Origin of the sequence: Methylomonas sp. 11b (assembly GCF_000515215.1) — a bacterium.
In the GTDB taxonomy this organism is placed as follows: domain Bacteria; phylum Pseudomonadota; class Gammaproteobacteria; order Methylococcales; family Methylomonadaceae; genus Methylomonas.
This window is the reverse complement of record NZ_KI911557.1, coordinates 4,170,422-4,193,734: the sequence shown is the minus strand read 5'-3', so window position 1 is coordinate 4,193,734 and position 23,313 is coordinate 4,170,422. Positions and strand designations below refer to the sequence as shown.

Annotated in this window: 20 protein-coding genes, 1 tRNA gene and 1 riboswitch; of the genes, 5 read left to right on the top strand and 16 right to left on the bottom strand. The window is 50.5% G+C overall.

What is annotated here, in order from left to right:
* The first annotated feature begins 18 nt into the window (after nt 1-18).
* The gene (locus METH11B_RS0120165; protein ID WP_026603565.1) at nt 19-774 is read left to right on the top strand and encodes an SIR2 family NAD-dependent protein deacylase; all 756 of its coding nucleotides are present in this window, start codon (nt 19-21) and stop codon (nt 772-774) included.
* A 174-nt stretch (nt 775-948) separates the two neighbouring features.
* A complete protein-coding gene (locus METH11B_RS0120160; protein WP_231499647.1) occupies nt 949-3,963 on the top strand; it encodes a cold shock domain-containing protein in 3,015 nt (1,004 codons plus the stop codon).
* Nucleotides 3,964-4,142: 179 nt separating this feature from the next.
* Here the strand turns inward: METH11B_RS0120160 and METH11B_RS0120155 are convergent, their stop codons facing one another.
* From METH11B_RS0120155 to METH11B_RS0120135, 5 genes are all read right to left on the bottom strand, one after another.
* Nucleotides 4,143-4,685 carry a DUF6933 domain-containing protein gene (locus METH11B_RS0120155; protein WP_026603563.1) on the bottom strand — a complete coding sequence of 181 codons (543 nt, stop codon included), beginning with the start codon at nt 4,683-4,685 and terminating at the stop codon, nt 4,143-4,145.
* A 249-nt stretch (nt 4,686-4,934) separates the two neighbouring features.
* A tRNA-Lys gene (locus METH11B_RS0120150) sits at nt 4,935-5,010 on the bottom strand.
* 101 nt (nt 5,011-5,111) lie between these two features.
* Nucleotides 5,112-5,660 (bottom strand): response regulator transcription factor, encoded by a 549-nt coding sequence (locus METH11B_RS0120145; RefSeq protein WP_026603562.1) that lies wholly within the window; start codon nt 5,658-5,660, stop codon nt 5,112-5,114.
* Entirely contained in the window at nt 5,638-7,011 is a 1,374-nt protein-coding gene (locus METH11B_RS0120140) for an ATP-binding protein (RefSeq protein ID WP_026603561.1), read from the bottom strand. Before METH11B_RS0120140 ends, METH11B_RS0120145 begins: the two co-directional genes overlap by 23 nt.
* 288 nt (nt 7,012-7,299) lie before the next feature.
* Complete coding sequence (locus METH11B_RS0120135; RefSeq protein ID WP_020483075.1) at nt 7,300-7,575, bottom strand: hypothetical protein; 276 nt, start codon at nt 7,573-7,575, stop codon at nt 7,300-7,302.
* A 377-nt stretch (nt 7,576-7,952) separates the two neighbouring features.
* A riboswitch (cyclic di-GMP riboswitch) is annotated at nt 7,953-8,037 on the top strand.
* A 99-nt stretch (nt 8,038-8,136) separates the two neighbouring features.
* On the opposite strand from METH11B_RS0120135, the gene METH11B_RS29835 reads away from it, so the two are divergent.
* Together METH11B_RS29835 and METH11B_RS0120120 are read left to right on the top strand one after the other, a co-directional pair.
* Nucleotides 8,137-9,249 (top strand): hypothetical protein, encoded by a 1,113-nt coding sequence (locus tag METH11B_RS29835; protein WP_231499646.1) that lies wholly within the window; start codon nt 8,137-8,139, stop codon nt 9,247-9,249.
* 99 nt (nt 9,250-9,348) lie between these two features.
* Entirely contained in the window at nt 9,349-10,119 is a 771-nt protein-coding gene (locus METH11B_RS0120120; protein ID WP_155931150.1) for a hypothetical protein, read from the top strand.
* Between the two features lie 198 nt (nt 10,120-10,317).
* Here METH11B_RS0120120 and METH11B_RS27990 read toward each other — a convergent pair whose 3' ends face one another.
* From METH11B_RS27990 to METH11B_RS0120075, 9 genes are all read right to left on the bottom strand, one after another.
* Nucleotides 10,318-11,973, bottom strand: coding sequence for a tetratricopeptide repeat-containing sulfotransferase family protein (locus METH11B_RS27990; protein ID WP_026603559.1), 1,656 nt, complete (start codon nt 11,971-11,973; stop codon nt 10,318-10,320).
* Between the two features lie 36 nt (nt 11,974-12,009).
* On the bottom strand, nt 12,010-13,377 hold the full coding sequence (gene radA, locus METH11B_RS0120110; protein ID WP_020483080.1) for a DNA repair protein RadA: 1,368 nt from the start codon (nt 13,375-13,377) through the stop codon (nt 12,010-12,012).
* Between the two features lie 102 nt (nt 13,378-13,479).
* Nucleotides 13,480-13,665 (bottom strand): hypothetical protein, encoded by a 186-nt coding sequence (locus METH11B_RS0120105; protein ID WP_026603558.1) that lies wholly within the window; start codon nt 13,663-13,665, stop codon nt 13,480-13,482.
* A gap of 99 nt (nt 13,666-13,764) precedes the next feature.
* On the bottom strand, nt 13,765-14,166 hold the full coding sequence (locus METH11B_RS0120100) for a type II toxin-antitoxin system VapC family toxin (protein WP_026603557.1): 402 nt from the start codon (nt 14,164-14,166) through the stop codon (nt 13,765-13,767).
* On the bottom strand, nt 14,163-14,405 hold the full coding sequence (locus tag METH11B_RS0120095; protein WP_026603556.1) for a FitA-like ribbon-helix-helix domain-containing protein: 243 nt from the start codon (nt 14,403-14,405) through the stop codon (nt 14,163-14,165). Before METH11B_RS0120095 ends, METH11B_RS0120100 begins: the two co-directional genes overlap by 4 nt.
* A gap of 66 nt (nt 14,406-14,471) precedes the next feature.
* Entirely contained in the window at nt 14,472-16,064 is a 1,593-nt protein-coding gene (locus METH11B_RS0120090) for a phospholipase D-like domain-containing protein (protein ID WP_026603555.1), read from the bottom strand.
* Between the two features lie 60 nt (nt 16,065-16,124).
* Nucleotides 16,125-17,621, bottom strand: coding sequence for an endonuclease/exonuclease/phosphatase family protein (locus METH11B_RS0120085; protein WP_026603554.1), 1,497 nt, complete (start codon nt 17,619-17,621; stop codon nt 16,125-16,127).
* A gap of 48 nt (nt 17,622-17,669) precedes the next feature.
* Complete coding sequence (locus METH11B_RS0120080; protein ID WP_026603553.1) at nt 17,670-19,259, bottom strand: glycoside hydrolase family 57 protein; 1,590 nt, start codon at nt 19,257-19,259, stop codon at nt 17,670-17,672.
* A gap of 7 nt (nt 19,260-19,266) precedes the next feature.
* The gene (locus tag METH11B_RS0120075) at nt 19,267-19,917 is read right to left on the bottom strand and encodes a DUF4912 domain-containing protein (RefSeq protein WP_026603552.1); all 651 of its coding nucleotides are present in this window, start codon (nt 19,915-19,917) and stop codon (nt 19,267-19,269) included.
* A 217-nt stretch (nt 19,918-20,134) separates the two neighbouring features.
* Between METH11B_RS0120075 and glgX the strand changes: the two genes are divergently transcribed.
* Entirely contained in the window at nt 20,135-22,333 is a 2,199-nt protein-coding gene (gene glgX / locus METH11B_RS0120070) for a glycogen debranching protein GlgX (RefSeq protein ID WP_026603551.1), read from the top strand.
* A 216-nt stretch (nt 22,334-22,549) separates the two neighbouring features.
* Here the strand turns inward: glgX and METH11B_RS0120060 are convergent, their stop codons facing one another.
* Both METH11B_RS0120060 and METH11B_RS0120055 read right to left on the bottom strand, forming a co-directional pair.
* Entirely contained in the window at nt 22,550-22,966 is a 417-nt protein-coding gene (locus METH11B_RS0120060; RefSeq protein ID WP_026603550.1) for a type VI secretion system amidase immunity protein Tai4, read from the bottom strand.
* Nucleotides 22,963-23,295, bottom strand: coding sequence for a T6SS effector amidase Tae4 family protein (locus METH11B_RS0120055; protein WP_081733841.1), 333 nt, complete (start codon nt 23,293-23,295; stop codon nt 22,963-22,965). The genes METH11B_RS0120060 and METH11B_RS0120055 overlap by 4 nt, the downstream gene beginning before the upstream one ends.
* Between the last annotated feature and the right edge of the window lie 18 nt (nt 23,296-23,313).

Here is a 23,313-nt window from a genome sequence, read left to right as displayed (position 1 = left end):
ACGCTAAGGAAATCTCTAATGTTCAACGACCGCTTAATCCAAACCCTACACGATGCCAAGCATCTGGTTATTTTGACCGGCGCCGGGGTGTCCGCTGAATCGGGTATTCCGACGTTTCGCGATGCCATGACCGGACTGTGGGCGCGATACGATCCCCACCAATTAGCCAGTGAGAACGGTTTTCGTGCTGATCCTGCGTTAGTCTGGGGTTGGTATGAATGGCGTCGCGCCAAGGTCATGCAATCGTTACCGAATCCGGCACATCGGGCAATTGCACAGTGTCAGCAACTGGTCCCGAAGCTAACGCTGATTACCCAAAATGTCGATGACTTGCATGAGCGCGCCGGTAGTCAGTCCGTCATCCATCTGCACGGCAGTTTACATACGGCGCATTGCATTGTCTGTGCCACGCCGTTTGCATTGAACGCTACACCAACAAGCCTATCTGAATCAAAGCGGGTTGAACCGCCTCGCTGTCCGGCTTGCGCTGATTACATTCGTCCCGGCGTAGTGTGGTTCGGTGAATCGTTGCCCTTAGACAGTTGGCACGCTGCCGAAGATGCGGCTCAGCATTGCGACGTATTGATGAGCATCGGCACATCGGCGTTGGTTTATCCGGCGGCCAGTTTGCCACTCGTTGCCCTCAATGCCGGTGCCCAGGTGATTCAACTCAATCCGGATAAAACCAATCTGGATGCCAAAGCTCACTTTAATCTACGCGGTAAGGCGGGTGATCTATTGCCCGCACTGCTGCAAGCCGTTTTTCCAAACTAAACCGACGGGGCAAGCAATTGTGAACAACGACGACCAATAATCTTGAACTACGCCAACGACTCGCAGCCTGCAAGGAATAATTGATTATCTGGGACATCAACTTCAGCCCTTCATAAGCAAATTTCGACCCAAACCGGACTCTGACGATTTTGTATAGCATCATATTGAGCTATGATGAATAACCTATTAATGGAACATGGAACATGGATCATTGCAATGATAACGTTAGATGATGCTGAAAGAAAAGCTATTGAGATACAAAATGATGTAATAAAGAATTTTGATAAAATCAAAAGTGAAGAAGATGCAAAGATTCAAATAATCAATAGGATATTGAACGAATGTTTAGATTGGCCATATACTGATTTTAGAGCAGAAAACCACCATGAGAGTGGTTTCTCTGATTACATACTTATAGATAATCAAAAACCGGTTTTACTCATTGAAGCAAAGCGCCTAGGTATTTTTGAAATTAGAACAGCGGAAAAAAACCAAGTTCGTCATCTTAAAATTTCAGGATCAAGCTTGAAAGAGGCAATGAGTGGTATTGATCAAGCGGCAAGCTATTCTCTGGCTAACGGTATTCCAATTACAGTTTTAACAGATGGTATTACATGGATAATATTTAAAACTTTTATTCCTGGAGAAAATTTTAAGACCAAAGAGGCTATTGTATTCCCTAGTTTGGAAGCAGTTATTTCCGATTTTTCACATTTCTTTGATTTGCTATCAAAGCAGCAATTCAAAAAAAGAGTATATAACTCTATTTTTGATCAGATTCACAATAATAGATTATTACTGAAGCAAGTACTCATGGCACCTTTGGAGGAATCTGAAATTAAAATTATTCAAAAATCCGATATTGCTTTTGATTTGGATAGGGTTTTTACGAATTTCTTTTCTAGACTTACAGGTGATGATGATGAAGACTTATTGATCGAGTGTTTTGTTGAAACACGTGAAAGTAGGATAGCTGATTTTTCTCTTGAGAAGATGACAACTAGCGTTCTAGGCAATATTACACCATTAGATAAAAACGTAGATTCTGAACTGATAAATTTAATTACATCAAATATTGAGGTAGAAGACCCACATTATGAAACCGGGCAGACTGTTTTTATTGTAGGTCCTACAGGAGCGGGTAAGACTACATTTCTTGATCGCTTCTTTCGCAAGACCTTGCCTGATGCAGTAAGGCGAAGATGTATAGTTGTGGGTGTAAATTGCTTGGATGCGACTGGGAGAGAAGATACTGCATTAGAATGGCTAACTGAAAGCCTAATTTCAGCTTTGGAGAAAGGGGTTTATGAAGAAGGTTTTCCAAGTTGGAATGATTTATTAGGTCTTTATCACCGGGAGTATAAAAGACGAAGTACGGGTGTAGATGCGGTGCTTTATGAAAAGGACAAAGATCAATTTAAGGTAAAATTTGGAGAGTTTCTTAGTGAAAGAGTTGAAAGTGATCGTGAGGGCTACCTTAAACGCATCCTTTCCGACGCAGTTAACAATAGAAAAATGCTGCCAATTATTGTAGTAGATAACACGGATGAATTTTCAAACGAATATAAACAAAAGTTTTTCCAGTTTTCCCAAGCCCTAAGGAGGCACGCCAATCACTGTCTGTTGATTTTTCCAGTTACAGATAAATCCGCGTGGTCTTTTTCTAAAACAGATATTTATGGAATTTACAAATCTAGATCCTTCTTTTTGCCTACTCCGTCACCTAGGGAGGTTTTTAGGAAACGAATTAACTTTCTAAAACAAAAGCTTTCGAACGATAAAGTCGATAAAAAAGAAAAGGGAGGCTATTTTTCAAGTAGAGGCATAAAAATTTCAATTGAGAATTTAGGCAGTTTTGCCCATGTCTTGGAGAACATTTTTGTTGATCATGACTATACTTCAAAAACAATCGGTGAATTAACAAACTACAATATTCGCAGAACCCTCTTACTTTCTCAAAGGGTGATTACATCACCTGTTATAAAAATTGAAGATATTATCAAGTCGTATGTAAGTGGTGACATTGTAACTACCAATTTTACTAGATTTATGGATGCTCTAATAAAAGGAGACTATGAAGCGTACAAGCAAGGTGACAATCATGAGATTTATCCAATTTTCCAAGTTGATAGCGATGTAAGACAGTCACCCCTGATAAATTTAAGAATACTATCACTTTTAGAATCTATACATAATAGCGGTAGAACAGTAGAAGAAAAACACTTAGGTATACAATCTATTGTAGATTATTTTGATGCTATTGGCTGTCCAGAGGTTGCAGTAGACAAGGCACTTATCTCATTGTTGGAGGCTGGTTTAATAGAACCTTATGATGTCTCAAACCGTGATTTGTCAAATAATCAAAAAATATCAATATCTTATAAAGGTATGGCGCATCTTAGGCTCGCGTCTCATAATAGTGTCTTTTTCTATCAAATGGCTTTAACAACAGCTATATCAGATCAAGATATTGCTTTAAAGCTACGTAGTTGCTACAAATCAAACGCATCATTTTCTGATAAGCTAATTACGATAAAGAGTACATTTCTTGCTTATTTAATTCAAGAGGATAAGCAGTTTATATCTATTGAATATCCATCTACACAATATGATTGCCAAAAAGAACTTACGAGTAACTTAGATAAATTTGTACATACTCATCCAACTCAAGATAATGACTTAGTTGCTTTTTACGGCGATGAATATAGGGAGGGGGTTTTTAAAGAGGACGTTTTAGCCACCGTTGAATTTTATGACTGTTCAAAAGGCTTTGGTTTCATAGAAGTTGAAGGCTTAGATTCTAAAATATTTGTTCACTCAGAAAAACTACAAAAATTTGGCGTGGAAGCCCTTAAAGACGGAGATAGTATTCTATGTGATTTGGCGCGTGGTAAAAAGGGTATTTATGTTTCAAAAATACATGATATTGAAACTGATGCTAGCCAAATTGAGGTAGTTAAATGCCGCATTGTAAGACTATTTCGTGACCGTGGTTATGGGTTTGTACAGCTAACGGATAAAGATCGTACTGCGTATTTTCATATATCAGTTTTTTCACAAGATTTAAGAAACAAAATTCAAGAGGGAGATTTTTTAGAGGCAGAAATTGGTCCTGATAGAAATGGAGACGGATTTCAAATAAAGCAAATTATATCAATCCCAGATTCAAACAAGTTTTTATCTTCCTAAATTCCAATGTCAGCTCCTGGCCGAAACCGCCATATGTAGCGCTATTTTTCCCGAATATCTTGCCTCAATTGACAACCGTTAACTTGCCACGCTTTTGAGGATGAGTTTTGTTTTAGGGGGCATAAGCGCATATCACTACTGCATAACTGCGGATTTATTCCCATTCGCGGCTAACAGTCCTACTGAGTTCGTTCTGTGGAATTATGGTCTGGTCGTCCTTTCGCATACAGAGCATATACACCATCAATAGGATGGCCCTTGATTGGCCCTAGGATGACCCGATTTAGTTTCTTGATTATTTCTGGCAGCATTGGTGTATGGACGCCGCCTTCATCTTCAATATGATAGCTGTACATAAATGACAACTCGTTCAGGCAGCCCAGGATTTGCCGACTGTTGGTATTGGCAAAGCCTACCTCATTAAATCTGGTCATCTGTTCGGCAATCCAATCTTGGTTGAATCCTTCTTCCGCCAAAATGCAGCCCAAGAAGGACTTGAACAACTCAACGAACTGATTGGTATTCATGCGGGGTAGATCGACGATCAGAAAATTGAACAAGGTCTGGTCGTTGGCAGCAATCACGCACAAATGCCGATCCAGTTCGATGATATTCAGATGCCAAGACCCCAAGTCCTCAGTTTGCGGATTCGCGTCAACAAGGCTGGTTTTGCCGATCTTTAAAAAGCTTTGCAGTTTTTTTGTGCAATGCAGTATGAGCACGGCGTTTCCCACCCCAACGGTTATCTGACACAAAGTGTACCCGCTATCTGACTTTACAGCATTGTGGCTGAACTGGTCGTGTTAAACAGCTGTGCTTTCGCTATTCGCGCAATGGGTGTTGTGATGCTGACGAATTGAGCCGGTGATGCGTGAAATCAAGTCACGCAAAATTCACGCAAGCCAAATTTCAGGCATAAAAAAAGCAGGTATCGAATTAACGATAACTGCTTGATTTTACTAGTCATTCGATGGTGGGTCGTGTGCGATTCGAACGCACGACCATCGCATTAAAAGTGCGGTGCTCTACCGGCTGAGCTAACGACCCCTGAATGAGCCGCCCATTATACTCAGAAATATTAGCTTTGCAACGACTAATTGTAATAAATACAAAAACAATGCTTTCCCTTCCTAAATAATGCCGGTCCTTTACTCTTTTACCGGCCTTTTTTCCAGCTTTCTTTGCAAGGTTCTTCTGTGCATATTTAATGCTCTGGCGGCGGCTGAGATGTTACCGTCGTGCTGCATCAGCACTTTTTGCAAGTGCTCCCACTCCAAGCGCTTTACCGATAGCGGATTGTCACTGATAGCTACCGACGCATCGCCTTCGTTTTTGTATAAGGCACTAACAATCTCATCGGCATTCGCCGGCTTGGTCAGATAATGGATAGCACCTAATTTTATAGCCTCTACAGCTGTGGCTATACTGGCAAAGCCGGTCAACATGACGATTTGGGTATTGTCATCCAAGGAAATCAATTTTTTGACCATTTCCAGCCCGGAGTCAAAACCGATTCGTAAGTCGATTACCGCATATTCGGGCTCGGTTTGTTCCGCCAGTTTCATTGCCGTATCGACATCATTGGCGACAGTCACTTGAAAATTGCGCTTTTCCAACGCCGGCTTCAGCACCGAACAAAAGGTGACGTCATCATCGACCAGCAATAAATTGGGCTTATCCATAGGTAATTGGTTCATGCATACTCTCCTTAGCTAATAGCGGCAAACTGATTTCGACGCAGGCGCCGCCCGACTCTAAATTACTGAACTGTATTTTACCGCCGAGCCGCTTGATAGTGGTATAAGTCAAAAACAAGCCAACCCCCATGCCTTGCTTATTGCTCTTGACCGGTTGATGCCCGGCAAACTCGATAAATTCAGCGGGCAAACCTGGACCGAAATCCCTGATTTTCAAGTTTAGTGTTTCTTCATCCCATTCCACATGAAACTCGATGCCCGCATCGACCGGCGATGCCTCAGCTGCGTTATTTAGAATATTGATGATAGAGTGAGTCACGGTACGTTCCGCAATCACGCGCGCATCCATATCCACATTCGGCGAAATAAATAGTTTCAGCCGGGTAGCGGCTTTATGCGTGCGCCACTGGCCCAATACTTCATCGATATACTCGCTCACCAGCATCACCTTGCCGGATTCCGCCCGCATCTCGCCGGCGGAGGCCGACATCACCGACAAGGCTTGTTTGCAGCGATCAATCTGCTGCTGAACAATCACCAGTTTCTGGTGCATATCCGGGTAACGATGCTCCGACAACTCTTCCGCCATTTCATGCGTCAAAATGGCAATCGTCCCCAACGGTGTGCCCATATCGTGCGCGGCACTAGCCGCCAAGGTGCCCAGGGATACAACTCGTTCGTCGCGTAGCGCACTCTCGCGGGCATCCGCTAAATTTCGCTCACGTTCTTTCAAGGTTTTGGACAGTTCGACTACGAAAAAAGCCACCAAGCCGGCGCTAAACACAAAACCAAACCACATACCAAATACATGCAGATTGAAATACCGCCTGTCGTTCATCAAATGCATTTGCAGACTCATTTCCGGCGTCATCTCCGCCATTGCCGGATGCGCCATATGCGGCTCCACGGCCGGCAAGGGTACGTTGTAGGCAATCAGCACGGTATAGACGCAGGACGTAATGATTACCATATTCCAGGCATAAGCCTGCGGTAGCATGATAGCGGTAACAATTAAAGGTAAAAGAAACACCCAAATAATCGGGTTTGACGCGCCGCCAGTGAGATAAAGCAAATAGGCCAGCGCCAACACATCCATGCATATTTGCGAAAAAATCTCGTGCTCGGTTACTTCTTCCGGCGTTCTCAGTCGCAGCCAGGTGTATAGATTGAGTATGGAAATCGCAAAAATCGCCAGCCACAACTGATTTTGCGGCAAATTGATACCCAAACCGTTCACCGCGATAAATACCGCTACCGTGACGGCAAACAGCATCAAATTTCTAAGAATGTATAACCAACGCAGGTTTTCGCGAATGGAGATTTCGGCTTTGGGCAGAATGTGTGAAAGCATAGAAACAACACTAAATTGAAGAAAGCACCGCAGCGATATACTACCGCCGCTCGCTTAATAAGGTGGAAAGCCAACCAAACTTGGATGGTGGCCACCTGAGTATTCACAATCGATTTTTGGTAGCAAAACCTTAACCCCGTTTGCTCGCCCGATATAAACCCCTACGCGCCTTGGCAAATACGGAATTAAGCTAGCCGCTTAAAAGATCGAAAGAAAATCTACGCGCTAATCTTTCCGGAGCAAACAACAAGGTCTGACGAATCATGCCCCAAAAAATAATGCGGCATATCACGCACCGGCCAAACGCCAGCCGCCGTTTTTATCCACCCACCTCATGCTCAGCCAATACCAGAAGGTCATGGGCAGCATCATCGCAAACCATTCCCAATCGTCGATTAAAAATAATTTGGCAACCCAGCCGTTGCCATCGAAATAGAGTGGCCAAGGCACACAGTACAGAGTAAAAACAATACTACTCCAGATCAACAGTAACGCACCTTTGCGGGTTTCTATACTGGACAGGGCCAAGAACACCCACAACGGGGTTTTATCGGTTTTTTGCATACATCTCTCCACTGAAAAATCTCGTGCCAACCCAATTAGCGGCGCAACAACCTAACAATAAACGACTAGAAAATAAAGAAATTCCTGATCAAATCCACCAAAACAAGCTTCAGCGCCAACCCCGGAATATTCCCCAATAATTGAACTGTGTTATATGAAGCAAGCGTCTGAGCTATTTCGCTGAGTTTCGCTCGCCGCTCACTCACGCCATCCCAGGCAAAATAAGCAGTAATGCAATGAAATTTATATATTTTATTAAGTTGGCCCACTATTCGCTTCAACTAGTGTACTTGCTTCGTGGTTTGCTTTCCGAAAAGCGGTTAGTAGGTCTCTATCCCTGCCATGTCTGCCGCTGGCGTAATTAGCAAATCTCTGAAAGCAAGAATTGCCACACCCGTCGTGAGGCGGGGCCGGAAAATCACGGTTCTTATAAAACGATTTAAAGAAGGCCGGATTGCCCCCATGCGCGCCATGGGCGAGGGCAAAATTTGGCTCGATGCAATTGGTCAAGTTTTGTCAGTTTCGCTGTTACCTTTAATTCCAATAACAAAGAGGACGATCATGATCTTTCATAAAACGGCTATAGCAGCTATTTTGACAGCTGGCCTAGCGGGCGTTTCAGGCCAAGCGTTTGCACATTCTTACTACAATCTGACCGGCGCGGGTACAGTAGCCTCGGGTAACTCAGCAATCGGCTTCGGCATCGCCAACAGCATCAACGGCACCGACGGTGTTTCCGCCAACTCTAACGGCACCAATAGAATCGCGAACGGTACCAACGTTTATACAGTGGGCGATTTAAGCGCGAATACCTTGATCCCTGGCACAGGTACAGCGGCTGAGACAGCCACAGAAGTAGCAGGTAACCTACCTTATATGTGGTACTCCGGTCAGCACACAACCGCTACCGGTTTCACCAAGCGCGAATTGCATACCGGCTCAAGCGCTACAGACAACACTGGCGCCTTGACAGCAAACCTTATTAGCTCAAACCCTAGCTTCGGCACCAACACTATCGGTAGCTTGTGGAAAGCTTACTCGGACAAAAACGGCGGCACCAACGCCGCTACCTGGGGCACCATCATGGCTGATCTGCCCGCTGATGGCGATCATCCTTACTTGGCGGTAGCAGGCAATTCGGCATCAACCGGCCTGGGACTGGATTACGGTTTGATTCATATTAGCTGCGGCGCAAACACAGCAAGCGCTAACTGCGCCAGCGCCGGCAATATCAAAACCACCATTACCGTGAAAAACGACGCCGATTACAGCCAATTTAACGGTTTATTGGATGTTGCCCTGTATCGCAATGTAGACAGCAGCTCCACATCTGACCGTAACGCGGCTGCCACAATCGGCGAAACCGGCCTGCAAGGCTCAAGCTTGGGCGAAGCTATCTGGACGGCCAGCATGAGCAGTACTTCCGACACCTTGTTCTACTCGTTTGTGTTCGACCAAGCCGAATGGAATGCAACCGGCACACCCGGGCTGCACACCAATGGCTTTTATACCTTGGTGGTCGGCGCACACGGTGGCGGCGCACTCGATGGCGTAACCTACGACGTATTGGTAACTACTTCGGCCGTGCCTGTTCCAGGCGCAGTCTGGCTGTTCGGCAGCGCCATGGCCGGCTTGATCGGTTTCGGTCGCCGCAAACAACAACTAGCGGCTTAATTGCCAAGCGGGATTGCCACCAGACAACGGCAATCCCCTCACCAAGCATTGTTTAACGATAGGCTTACTCTCATTTATTTCATTCGATAGAGATCCAAAATGACTGCAAACTCACCCTTTAAAAAACTAGTATTAGCAGGCGCCATGGGCGCACTGATGTCAGTCAGCGGCTTGGCTAGCGCTCACGTGACCTACAATTTGGCTGCCGGCGATACCTTCCCGCCGGACGGTTCCGCCACGGGCCCATGGTCTGATGGCGATCCAGGCTATATTGGCAATTTGCCCGCCACCTGGGTCGCGATGATCCACAACGACGGCGGCGTAGCGAACTCGCAAACCGCCAGCGGCCACGGCATAGGCATGGGCGCCAAAGCTTATAAAGACGGCGCGACAAACTGGGGGCATACCGCCGATTACGGTTTGTTTGAACTACATGCCGACGCGGAAGTGACTATCACCGTATCGTCGGACGGCTCCAATCTGCGTCCGGCTTTTGGTTTGTGGAGCGGCTGGGATACCGCGGGCAGCAGCAGTCGCCATCAAAGCTACCTGAACAACGGCGCACTGAACCCCATGGCTGCCAGCCCACTGGGCACAACGCTGGCTTTGGTTGACGCAAGCGCCTGGACCTTCGCGGCCACTCAAGGCACCACCGCCACCGCTACGCTGACCCGCTTCCTGACCGCCGGTAATTACACGCTGATTTTGGGCGGTTACGACGGCACGGTAGGCGGGGCCAATCTGGCCTATACCGCCACCATCTCCGCTGCTGCGTCACCGGTACCCGTACCGGGCGCGGTTTGGCTGTTCGGTAGCGCGATGGCGGGCTTAGTCGGTTTCGGCAAACGCAAAACGGCAGAAAACGTCTGACGCGTTTCTATGTAACTTAAGGCTGATTTTAACCCGATGTCCTTGAATACACGTGTTATTGAGGGCCGGGTTAATCAGTAAAAAATCAGTTCGGTTTCGGTCAAGGATGACCGGGGGCAAGGAAGCTCCATTTTTACATCCGCTCGATCCAAGTCCGCTTGGCCCAAAAGCTTAATCTACCCTTCCCATTCGCTTCATTCATGCGTAACCGAACGCATCGATATACGGCGCCAAAATCGGCAAAACCGGTTCGTAAAAACTTGCATAGTGCTGCCAACGTGCAACCGAGCGCGAATAAATCGGTTGAGAAACAGCAGCAAAACTCGGCGTGGCAATGTAACGGCCTTTAGCCTTTTCATGAAACGCGCTCACTTCGGCCACCCATTCCAAATCCAATAACGCAAACACCCGGCGAAAACTGTTTTCGAAATCGTTGACGGTATCCTCGTAACGCAATTCCATATAACGCGGCTGAATCATCGGCTTCATGTAAAGCCACAGCGCCATCACGGCCGCATATTGCTTGGCCACACCTTCCCAGCTCAGCAAATTGACTGTCACGCTAGACGGCTTAAACGCTTGCTGGAAACAACTGAGACAGACATCGCGCGGATCGCGCAGAGCAAAGATGATCCTGGCCTCCGGAAATAGGCAGCTAATCAGGCCTATATCGATACTATTCAGCGCCACTTTGTCGATGAAGCGTTTATTCAAGGCATCCGCGCCGTATTCCTCGCTAACCCGTCGCCAATAGTAAGCGCGCAACTTTCGGGCATCGTCCAAACCCAGCTGGCGGAGAGCGGCTGGAATGTCCTCTCGAAAACCGCTCAACCTTTGCAGCTCTTGAATCAAGCCATGAATCAGATCATTTTCATCGGAGGTAAACACATCGGGATGCGCTGCCAGGACTTGCTCAGTCAACGTCGTGCCGGAACGCAAAAAGCCCAGTAGAAACGTCGGCGCCGGCAAACTATCGGCAAAGTCGCTTACCGTCCAACGGAGCAGTAAAGCCCGATCAAACCCCTGTTTGTTGGATTGAATCGCGCGAAAAATCTGTCCGGCATCAAGAGAGCTGAGTTCAGGTAATTGCTTATACAAAGCTTTTGCTTGTTGGCAAGCCGCAAACGATGCCTCGTATTCTTCCAGCTTATCCAACACCCCTACCAACTCCTGCCAGGCGCGTGCGGTCTGCTGCATATTGCGATTGGCGGCTATCACATTCTGAAAGCGCTGTTTGGCTTCCGGCAAACGGTTCAAATGCGCCTCCAGCACCGCCAACATGTTATTGCAGGCCGGATCGTCGGGACGCAATTCGCAAACCTTGCTGGCGAAAGGGAAGGCTTCTGAGAATCGGTTAACCCGCGTCAAATAAAGCGCCCGATTATTCAGCGCGGCAGGATTATCAGGTTCCAGCTTAACCGCCAACGCGGTCAATTTAAGCGCGGTATCCAGATCGCCCCAGTGATGTAATTGCTCGGCCAGCTCCAGAATAAAACGGATATTACGCGTTTGCTGGGCGTCAATTTCCAGTTGGCGGGCGGCCTGTTGCAGATAAGCCAAGCCCTCCCGACGCTGCTGCTGCCAGCAGAGAGCCTGCCCCAGACCGGCCAGCGCTTCCGCATGGTTAGGCTGGATAGCCAAGACTTGCCGAAACCCCTGCAGAGTACCGGCCATATCGCGCCGCGCGACTGCTTGCCAAGCCTGCTTTAACGCATCGTCCACGCTTGGTTGAACCGATCTGGCGACCGCTTCGGCTTGTTTCAGGCAACAGGCTTTGTATTTCTTGCCGCTGCCGCATGGACACGGATCGTTGCGGCCAAATTTACCGTTGCCGGCTGCTGTTGTATTTTTCATATCGTTCCCTGACGAGGCATAGATTATTGGCGGCAATTATAAATCCGCTAGCACTGCCAACGCTTCTTGAATATTGCTGACCGCATGTATTTGCAAGTTCTTCACCGCATCCTTGGGTTTGTTGCTTTTCGGTATGATCGCCCGCTTGAAACCGTGCTTAGCCGCTTCGTTGAGCCGGGCGTGTCCATTAGCCACCGGGCGAATTTCGCCGTTCAAACCTACCTCACCAAAGAACACCGTGTCGTAAGGAATGATGCGATCACGCAGACTGGACACCACGCCTATCATGATCGCCAAGTCGCTGCTGGTTTCAGATACCTTTATACCGCCAACCACGTTGGCGTATATCTCATCGTTGCCGGTGAATATCCCACCGTGGCGCGACAACACCGCCAGCAACATGGCCAGCCGGTTCTGGTCCAAACCCACCGCCAGCCGGCGCGGATTGCCGTACTGGCTTTCGGTGACCAGGGCCTGAATCTCCACGAGCAACGGGCGGGTGCCTTCCCACAGTACGGTCACCACGCTGCCGGGCGACGGCTTTTCTGCCCGCGACAAAAACATTGCCGACGGGTTTTTCACTTCCTTCAAGCCGCTGCTTTCCATAGCAAAGAAACCCAGTTCGCCGACGCTGCCGAAGCGATTCTTGTCGGCGCGCAATACCCGAAATCGTGAATCGTCGGTGGACGACAACACCACCTGCGCATCGACGATATGGCTCAAGGTCATTGGGCCAGCGAGCGATTGATCCTTGGTCACATGGCCGACCATGAAAAACGACACGCCGGTACGTTTGGCGTATTGCGTCAGATAGCTCGCGGATTCGCGCACCTGCGACACCGAGCCGGGCGCCGAATCGGAGTCGGCGGTATACATCACCTGAATCGAATCGATGATCACCACCTTGGGCTGCTCCTCGTCCAAGACTTGGCAAATCTGCTGCACCGAGGTTTCTGCCAACATCTTGATGCCGGCAGTATTCAATTGCAGACGATGGGCGCGCTCGGCGATCTGTTGCAGCGACTCTTCGCCGGACACATACAACACCGGCAGTTGCTGGGCAATATGACCGATGGCTTGCAGCAGGATAGTGCTCTTGCCGGCCCCCGGCGCACCGCCGATTAACACCACGCTACCGGTGACGATGCCGCCGCCCAGCACCCGGTCGAACTCGGCCAGACCGGTGGAAATCCGCTCGGCTTGGGCCAGATTGACTTCCGACAACAAACGCACTTCGCTGCGGCTGCCGGCATAGCCGGAGTTATCGCGCGCGCTTTTACCGCTACCCAGCTTCACTTCCTTAATGCTGTTCCAGGCCCCGCATTGATTGCACTGCCCGGACCAGCCGGGAAAATCGGCGCCGCATTCGGTGCAGACGTAGGCGGATTTGGTTTTTTTAGCCATAACGATATTCGATTTCTGGTTGGTAAACGTCGCAAGAGGCGGTTAGGCTTTCATACTCAAAAAGCCTTTTGTATGTTCTGTCATTTAAGGCGAAGCCGACAATCACACAATGCACGGCAGCCTTGCCTTTCGCCTCATGTCCCGCATTTCTTGGTCGAAGGCCGCCATCAATATGCGTTCGAAGTACAGCTTGCCGCTGACATAAGGGAAGGCGGCTAGCTGTTTATCCAGGGTTTTCAGGCGTTTGTCGTGGGGTTTGTCCAACACTTCAAACAGGTTGACCAGCAATTGCGCGAGGTCTTAGCCGTCTTTCGCAGTGCGCTGTTCGATGAGCTCCCGAAACTGCCGCCGCTCTAGTGCCGACAGGCGCTTTTGGCGAAACGTGCTTCACCCCAGAAAATCCTCAATCGTCCGGGCAATCTCCGGAAAGGCTTTCTGCACTTTTCGGTCGGCGGTAATCAGCGGGACGTTCAACAGTTTGGCCAGCGCGACGAATTCGCAGTCGTAAGCCGAGCAATCGCTGCTGGCGACTAATTGCAAAACCTGGGCGGATGAGACTTCGTATTCGTTTTGCTGCAGCAAGGTTTCAGCCTGGCGCACAATCCGTAAGGCGTCGTCCAAGGCCAACAGATTTTTGCGTAGATACAAAGCCAGGACATTGCGAAATTCGCTTTTCCACAGATTGGGTGCAATCCACTGCGCTTCCTGTCTTAGCAGCTGTTCGGCTTGTGCGGATTTTTCGCTATTGAGGTAAAGATAAGCAATCGTGTTGGTATCGGCAACAATCATGGCCGGCCGGCAAATTTGGCTTGGTCGATGTCCTGGTCGGTTAACAGGTAATGCGCGGTTTTCTCGCGCAGTTGCCTGGCCTGAGCGAGATGCTGATCGACACTGAGCCGATGCGGATCGATGACCCTTTCCACGCAGTAAATGACTTCACTGTTAATGCTGCGGTGGTGCAGTTTCGCTGCGATTTTTAGCTGTTCGTATAAATCGTCGGGGATGTTTTTTAGGGTCAAGGTTGCCATGACGCTCACCTGGAAAATCAAATGGGTTCCATTATGGAACCAAATCAATACCTGTCAAGCGGCCGATCAGTAAAACACCCTAAACAAGCGCTGAATCTGCCCAAACTCGTACAAATACGGCTGCGCCACGTCGCGGTTGGCGGCGACCACGATCAAGTCGTGGGAAAACACCGAGGTGTTGTACCAGTTGAAACTGCCGTCGATGACGATGTAATCGTCGATCACGCAGTATTTACTGTGGATGGGCGAGTACGGCACCGGCAGATCGTCCTGGCCGTAAACCAAGCCCACGCGTATCCCGGCATCGCGCAGACGTTGTACGGCCGGTAACAGCGGCCTTGCCAATTCGTCGGCCATGCTGCGCTCGACGCCTATTTTGCCTTGACGGGCCAAGTGGCCGTTGAACAGCAGCTGCACATCAACACCACGGTCGCGGGCCTGGATCAAGGCGTTGACGACGCTATCGTGGTGATCGCCCAGCAAATCGCCGATCAAAAACAAACACAACTTCAAGGAGCGGCGCGCTCTATGAATTTCCGCCAATATAGCGTGATGCGGCCGGTAAACCCTGCCATTAGCCATGGTGTGGCGGCCAAAGGTATATAACAAGTTGAATGGGCTGAGCGGGTCGACGCCATACTTTTGAATCACACCGCCGCGCTGGCTCTGGAAGATGTTGTCCAGCAAACGGCACACGCCCTTGGAATGAAAACTCATCCCCGATTCCCAGTTGGCCCACCAGCGATCGAAAGTGATGTTGAACGAGCCGATAATGCAATCCTCGTCGTTGAAGATTACGAACTTGGTGTGCATGTCCGGTTCCACTTCGATCAAGTGGTGTTTGGGCGTGCAAAACACGCCAACCAGTTCAATGCCTGAGCGTTTCAAGCGCGCGTAATTCTGACTATTGGTCAGCGTCATCTTCCGCCAATCGACGATGCATTGCACCCATACGCCCTGCTGGCTGGCGTGAATCAAGTGGTTAATAAAATCGCCGTCGTCGATGCAATCCACGCTGACTTTAATGGTGCATAAGCGGTCGGGCTGGCTGTGTTTGGCCGCGATGACTTTATCGATATGATCGTGAATAAAGCGCTTGGGATGATAGGGGTGAAATTGCTGGCCCTTGGTAAATTTGGGCGTCAGTTGCAAGGAGTCGAAATGATGGTTGTACCAATCCACATCGCTTTGCAACTGTCCGGGGTCCAGCTCGTAACTGCGGAAATGGTTGGGCGTGGCCCAATGCTCGTTAATATGGCGCTGCTGCGGATGATTGTCGCGCAACTGGTCGCCATCCATGAAAATATAATCATGGCGCGAGGCGATGGAATGCTCGCCCAAATGCACGATAAACGAAAATTTGATGCAGCTGATCTTGCCGAATTGCCCGGAGTGCGGCATCACGTAAAAATCCCGCGTCGATCGTTTGTGTTTGTCCCACTGCACATCGTAAGCATCGGTGTCGACGATATAGGTTTCGCAGATCGACTCCCGATACACCTTTAGCACCACCTTCAAATTAGCGGCAATGCCGTGCGACATGTCGAAGTCTATCTTGCCCCAGCGCACGTCGAAGGTTTCCCTAAAATCGTTACCGCGTTGAAAACAACCGCCCAATTTGCCAAATACCGGTTTGGCGTAGTGTTCTGCTACTTGCATATGGTGCTGCCTAATTAAACAAGCTTTATTTTAATTGTAAAATCGCCTTAGCAATTCAGTCTATAGCGGCTCAAAGGTCATCAGATAGCCGCAATGATCGGATACCGGCCCGTAATCCTGCTCGGTGAACACAGTTCGCGCCGAACTGGCCCGCAGGCCGCTGTCCTTGTCCATAAAAATGTAATCGATTCGATAATCGTCGGCCAGATAATCCTGCCAATGCGCGTCGTTAACCCGAAAAATTTGTTGAAACAGTGCTGGGGCGTTGGCGGCCAGATATTGATCTTCATATTGATGGCCGTTGACCACCAATTCGTAACCAGTCGAGCCGGCGGCGATATTGAAATCACCACACAGCAAGGTGGCATCCACCTCAGCGCTGCGTTTGCCGTTAGCCCAAGCGGATAGCCGTTGAAATTGTTGCTGGAAGCCGTCTTCCCACCAACTCAAATGCGCGGAAAACACATCGAGAGTACCGATATACGGCACCTTGATCCGCGCCGACACCACTTTACGGGAATGAATGCTGTAAGCATCGTGACTATCCGACACGTAGCGGGCTTCTTGCTCGGCCAAGGGATGGCGGCTGAGTATGGCCACACCTTCGCGGAATTTGTCAAACCCCAGGTGCGACCAGTCGGTGTAAAGATGAAACGGTTGCGGCAAGCGCTGATTGATAATATTCGCGGAGTTCGACGGCCAGTCGCCGCGACCGTCATTCCAATACTCCGCCACTTCCTGCAAACAGACTACATCAGCGCCAAGTTCGTCGATGGCATTAGCAATTTGCCAGAATTTCCGGTCTTGCTCGTCTTCCTGATAACAATGCAGATTTAGAATCAACAGCCGCAGCGGCGTGCGGCTTAGGGTGTAATTTTGGCCGGCGTTGTTGTCCCACAGCGTCTGCTCCTTACTTTCGCAGCTGATACTGTATTGCAGACGAAACGCCTCCCCCACCCTGATCCGCCCGCTCCACACTTGGGCGAGATGCAGTCCGGCATAGAGGGCTTTACTGGCGGATTTTCTTTGCGCCTGGCGGCGGCAACTGGTCGTATGGCTGTGTTGCCAGTTATCGATAGTCCAGTGGATGGTGACTTTCTCTATCTCCAGCGCGGCGTCTACCGCCAGCTTGATCGGCACGGAATGCTGACCATCCTGAAGTTGTTCGGCATGGCTCAATTGTAGTATCGACGCAGCGCCGGTTAATCTGCCGCCGCTACCCGCACCGCTGAAATAATCGCCACCCTCGTTATTATCCCAATACTCAGTGCCGGCGGCTTGCAGACGCAAGGCAAATCGAATATCGCCGGGTATCTCGGCATGTGGTTGCGGCGGAAATACGATTTCGGCCTGCCAATACTCCCACCCATCTTCCGCCTTGCGGTTAAACAAGGCCGGCAAAAAGTGCCAGACGCCGTCTTCGCCGGCCCAGAGCACTTCCACCTGTTTGTGATAATCCAGGTCTGCGACTTGAATCAAAAACAGCAAGGATTGCTGACAGGCCACAGCTTTGCCGGTCACATTATTGGCTACATACAACAATTGGATGTTATTCATAGCTCCCCCTGGAGGTTGAGTTAGGCAGTGCCCGCCACGGGCGTCTGTCTAGGCGGCATAATGGCGAAAGTCAATATCCGGAAAAATATCGTCCATGATCTCCAGCGCTGTCAGGTAGCGTTCATCGATACGGTTTTTGCGGATCGCATCGTGCAGATAATTAAACCGGGCCAAATGATCGGTAATGCGTTTGCGCGCGTAATCGATCGTGGTGCCGGCCTTCATGATAAACGGCCAATCCGAAGACTGCGCCAGCAACAGTGATCGGGCGGCCTGATTTAAAGCGCGCCGCTGCAAATCACTCACGCCAAAGCCGCGCAAATCGCCCGCCAGCTTTTCCATTTCGGCGGCAGCCTTGTGCAATAAGGGATAAATCCAGTCGTTGCTTTCGTTCAGCCAGTAACTGGAATAACCGTGTTCGCCCCAACTGGAAGCGGCCGGCGTAGCCCGCACGTGCTGCAAAGGCAATTGCAAATAATCGCCGCAACTGACGGTCTGGACGCCGTTTTCGCTGCTGGCTGCCAAGCGTAATACTTGTTCAAGCCATAAAGGCCCTTCGAACCACCAATGTCCAAATAGTTCAGCATCGTAAGGTGCGACGATAATCGGCGCTTGCGGCATTTCCGCAGCCAACGCGTCGATTTGCTGCTGGCGGCGCAAGATAAAATCTTCGGCATGCCGGCGCGCTTTTAGCCTGGCCAGTTCAGGCTGGTAAACCTGCTTGGTTTGCTTGGCGCCGGTGATGCGGAAATACTTGATGCCGGTGTTAATCCGGGTTTCGCCGTCCAAAATATAAGGCGCGATATATTCCAGAGGCAAATCGAAACCGATGTCGCGATAATACTCGCGATAATCCCCATCGCCCGGATAGCCTTCCTCCGCGCTCCAGACCTGTCGCGACGACGCAGGATCACGGCCGAATGCGGCGACGCCGTTGCCGCAGTCCAGCGGCGCATACACACCATAGCGCGGAGACTGGTCGGCGTCCATGATCGCGTGACTATCGACGAAAAAATAATCTATGCCTTCGGCTTTCAGCAGCTGTTCCAGGCCCGGATAATATCCGCATTCCGGCAACCAAAAGCCGCTCGGCGCAAAGCCGAATTGGCTGTTAAAACTGGCAATGCCAACGCCAATTTGATTGCGCACCGACACCGGGCTGACATTCAACAATGGCAAATAGCCATGGGTGGCGGCCGTAGTGATCAACTCCAGGCAGCCAGCGCTGTGATGGCGCTGAAACGCTGTCAGCAAATCGCATTGATAGCGCTGCTGGTAGCGATGCAGGGCATCCTGAAACCACTGCATATACATCTGTGCCAGCGGCTCGAACTGCGGCAGCCGGCGCGTGCGCTCCAACTCCCGCTCCGCCAATTCCAGTCTGCCTTGCAGATAATGCAGATAACGGCTTTGCAACAAAGGGTCGCGCAACATCGTCATCAGTGTCGGCGACAAGGATAAGGTCAGCCGATACGGCACTTGGTCGACATGCAAGCGCTCCAGCATCGCCAACAAGGGCAGATAACATTCGGTAATCGCTTCGAACAGCCAGTTTTCTTCAAAAAAACTGTCGTGTTCTGGATGATGCACATAGGGCAAATGGGCATGCAAAACGATGCTGAGATAGCCTTTGTTCATCGCGGAGTTAATTTTGTTGGCCGGACGCGGTTACGGCAAGCGCCGAAGACGCTTGGGAAGGCGGTATTATAAACTGCGCCATCGCCGGCGACAGCCTTTCCATCATCGGCGACACTTGCGGTGCGAATGCTGCAGCCTGCGAATACGCCAACGGGCTGAATTCCTGCTGAGCGTTTAGCCGACCAATCGCTACCTGGTAAATCCCGGCGATGCAGGTGTCGCCGCTGGGCAGCGTAATCTGCTGTTGGCTGTGTTCGGCGGCGACCGGCACATCGAACCAAGTCTTGGCCGAGTCTTGCGGCGACGAGACCGCTTCAGCCGGCGCAGGCCGACTGTAAACGCGCAAGGTCAAATGCTGGGCATCTGGCGGTTCGGCAGGCGGCATAGACGCCTGTGCCACGTCATCAAGCTGCCAATAGACATGGATATGTTCCGGATCGACCGGCAACGCAACCAACTTGGCGCTTTCAACTTTGGCGGCAGTGAGTTGCTGGCGTGGGGCGAACTCGCGATTAATCTGCTGACTAATGCTTAACAGCTCTTGCGGCGAAAAGCCGCTACTCGTCAACCTCGCCGCGCCCGCTCTAAACCTTCGCGGGGCAAAGCCCCGGCTAATCTCCAGACTAATAGCCCGCATTTCCTCCGCAGAAAGCGGCATGCGGACTTGAGACGGTGAGGAGGAAAAGGCCATCGGCAATGTTAACGGGTCGGGTGACTAGGTTTTATCCTGTGGATAGCGGACATTCCGCGACGTATCGCCGCAGCGACCGGCGTTTATAGACTCTAACCGTTGTCGATTATTTACGCAAGGCGTAGGCCCGCAGCCCCTATATGCAGTAAAATCAGGACTAATTCACAGTTTCTCGGTAAAGGGCATGCACAAACCATACAGTTTAAAGTCAGGGAGTCCCTATCCTCACGGCGCCAAGGTTAGCGAGGGCGGCGTCAACTTCTCCATCTCCAGCCGCCATGCGACGGACGTGGAGCTGCTGCTATTTGCCGAGCCTGACAGCATAAAACCCTTACAAGTCATACCCTTACAAAAAGATAAAAACCATACGTTTTTCTCCTGGCACGTGTTTGTCGAAGAACTGCCGGTCGGCACTTGGTATGCCTGGCGCATCGACGGCCCGGACAACACCCGCGAATCGGGCCTGCGGTTTGATCGCGAAAAATTATTGCTGGACCCTTGGGCGCGCGCTATCAGCGACAAATTATGGAACCGCGCCGCCGCCTGCAAGCCCGGCGATAATAGCCATCACGCCATGCGCGCAGTGGTCGTCGACGACCGTTACGACTGGGAAGGCGACACGCCGCTGGCCATTCGTAGCGAAAAAGCCATTATTTACGAATTGCATGTCGGCGGTTTTACTCGCCACGCTTCCGCCAAGGTGAAGCACCCAGGTACCTTTATCGGCCTGATCGAAAAAATTCCTTATCTGAAAAAACTCGGTATCACCCATGTCGAACTGCTGCCCATCATGGCCTTCGATGAGCAAGACGTGCCGCCGCATACCGCCGATCTGGGCTTGAAAAACTACTGGGGCTACAGCACGCACAGCTTCTTTAGCCCGCATCCCGGTTATTGCGTCACACCGGAACAAGGCACGCACATCCGCGAGTTCCGCGATCTGGTCAAAGCGTTGCACAAGGCCGGCATTGGCGTGATCATGGACGTGGTGTTCAATCACACCTCGGAAGCCGGCGCCGACGGCCCGGTAATTAACTTCAAAGGCATTACCGGCAACAGCTTTTATTTGACCGACAAGCACGATAAACGCATCTTTCACGACTATACCGGCTGCGGTAACACCGTCAATGCCAATCACCCGCTGGTCACCAACTTCATCATCAGCTGCCTGGAATACTGGGTGCGGGAAATGCATGTCGACGGCTTTAGATTCGACCTGGCCAGCGCTTTGGCGCGCGGCGAAGACGGCAGCGTACTACAGGATCCGCCTCTGGTCTGGGGCATAGAACTATCCGAACAACTGGCCAAAACCAAGCTGATTGCGGAAGCCTGGGACGCGGCCGGCCTTTATCAAGTCGGCAACTTTCCCGGCTATCGCTGGGGAGAATGGAACGGCCGTTACCGCGACGTGATTCGCCGCTTCCTACGCGGCGACACCGGCATCATCAGCGAAGTAGCCACGCGTATCTGCGGCAGTAGCGATCTCTATCAACATCAGCACCGCCTGCCGATCAGCGGCATTAACTTTGTCACCTGCCACGACGGTTTTACGTTGAAAGATCTGTTCAGCTACAACGAAAAACACAACACCGCGAACGGCGAAAACAATCGGGACGGTTGCAGCAATAATCTCAGCAGCAATTGCGGCGCGGAAGGCCCGACCCCCGACCCGGCCATAGGCAAACTGCGGCGGCAACAGGTGAAAAACGCCTTTGCGGTTTTGCTGCTTAGCCATGGCGTACCGATGTTGCTGGCTGGCGACGAATTTCTGCACACGCAGCAAGGCAATAACAACTGCTATTGTCAGGACAACGAATTAAGCTGGCTGAACTGGGATAAAGCCAAGGAGAATGCCGACGTGCTGCATTTTGTGCAGCAGATGATCCGCTTGCGCAAACGTCATCCAGCCTTGATGCGTCGAAATTTCCTCACCGGCCGAAAAATGGAAGGCAAAGATATGGCCGACATCAGCTGGCATGGCCTGGAAGTAGATCAACCGCCGCGTTGGGACGACCCGAACACGCGGATTCTAGCCTTTACGCTGGCGGCATTAGGCAAAGACGAAGCTGACCTGCACGCGATAATGAACATGTCCGATAGCAAACACAACATGCAGCTGCCGGAGGTTGAAGGCAAAAGCTGGTGTCTGGCTTTGGATACCGCACAAACATCGCCCAAAGATATTATCGAGCCTGCGGAACAAAAAGCGCTGAGCAAACCCTGGTATACCGTGGAGCCGCATTCGATTGTGGTGTTTGAAAACATCCAACAAGCCGGTATCGATGGTGGCGATAGCGTGGCGAAACGGTCCGCCAGTTTTTTCAGCAAATTGACCGGCATCAAGTTGCTCGACCAGCCGGCGACGGAAATACCGACAAGTTAATGAGACAGCCTGTTGTCAGGGAACGCTATCGCGTACCCTGACCTACCGGACTTATCGCGTTATCACTGGCATGGATGACCGGAACCCAATTTCGCAGGCGAGATTGTCGCGATAGCGGCATCGCCGCCCCATGAGCAAGAATTTTCGTGCCTGCGAAAATTTTGACTCCGAGTCTGCGGCCTGGATTGCCCATGAACACGCCAAAGCAGCGAATTACTAGCGCTTGGCCGGCTTGTCCCCTACCCAGTTAGGGTGTGGGACGTACTTATGAACCTGTGCATCAAGTTCTTGGCTGTGATACATGTCCAGGCACTTAAGCAGGTTAAATTTCGCCCCAGCGTAACCTTCCACCGGATTGCTGTAGTCTCGATGCAGATATTTCTCAACAAGTTGATCGATTGCCGGATTCCCTTTATCGTCGTTGTAATACGTCCATTCCAAAAACGCGCTCTTGGTAATGTCAGCATCCTCGCCTGCCGGCGAATCCTTGTAAGCGGTTGATAAGCAGGCGGCCAGCGCCCTGTCTTTATAGTTTTCGGCGTTGCTACGTCGTGTGGCAGCGTTGGAATCCGCGATAGCTGTCAGTGAATAGCAACATAGCCCCACGGCAACGAATGTGTGGACGGCTTTCATTTGAGCACCCGGAAATTTGCGTGGCTAGTGCGATCTGTCACGCCTAGCTCGTTGAAATAGCAGTGGTCATAACAAGTCGTTCCGTCGAATAGCGTTGCATGACCGCTAGCATCACTCCAGCCATGAACTTCGAAGAGGACAATACCCTTTTTGCCTGACAGCGTACCACCGCCAGCGGGCGGATACGCAACGGCTTCCAGCGGCCCCCATTTGAGATTCAGAAAGGAAATCACGTCTTTTACCCGGTAAAAATAGTTTCGATGGTCCCCACCTTTCTTGGTTTTCCCCGCTGTCGCCGGGATGATCACGCAAGCTTGAATGGGTGCCAATCTTCCCCCTGAGTCAGA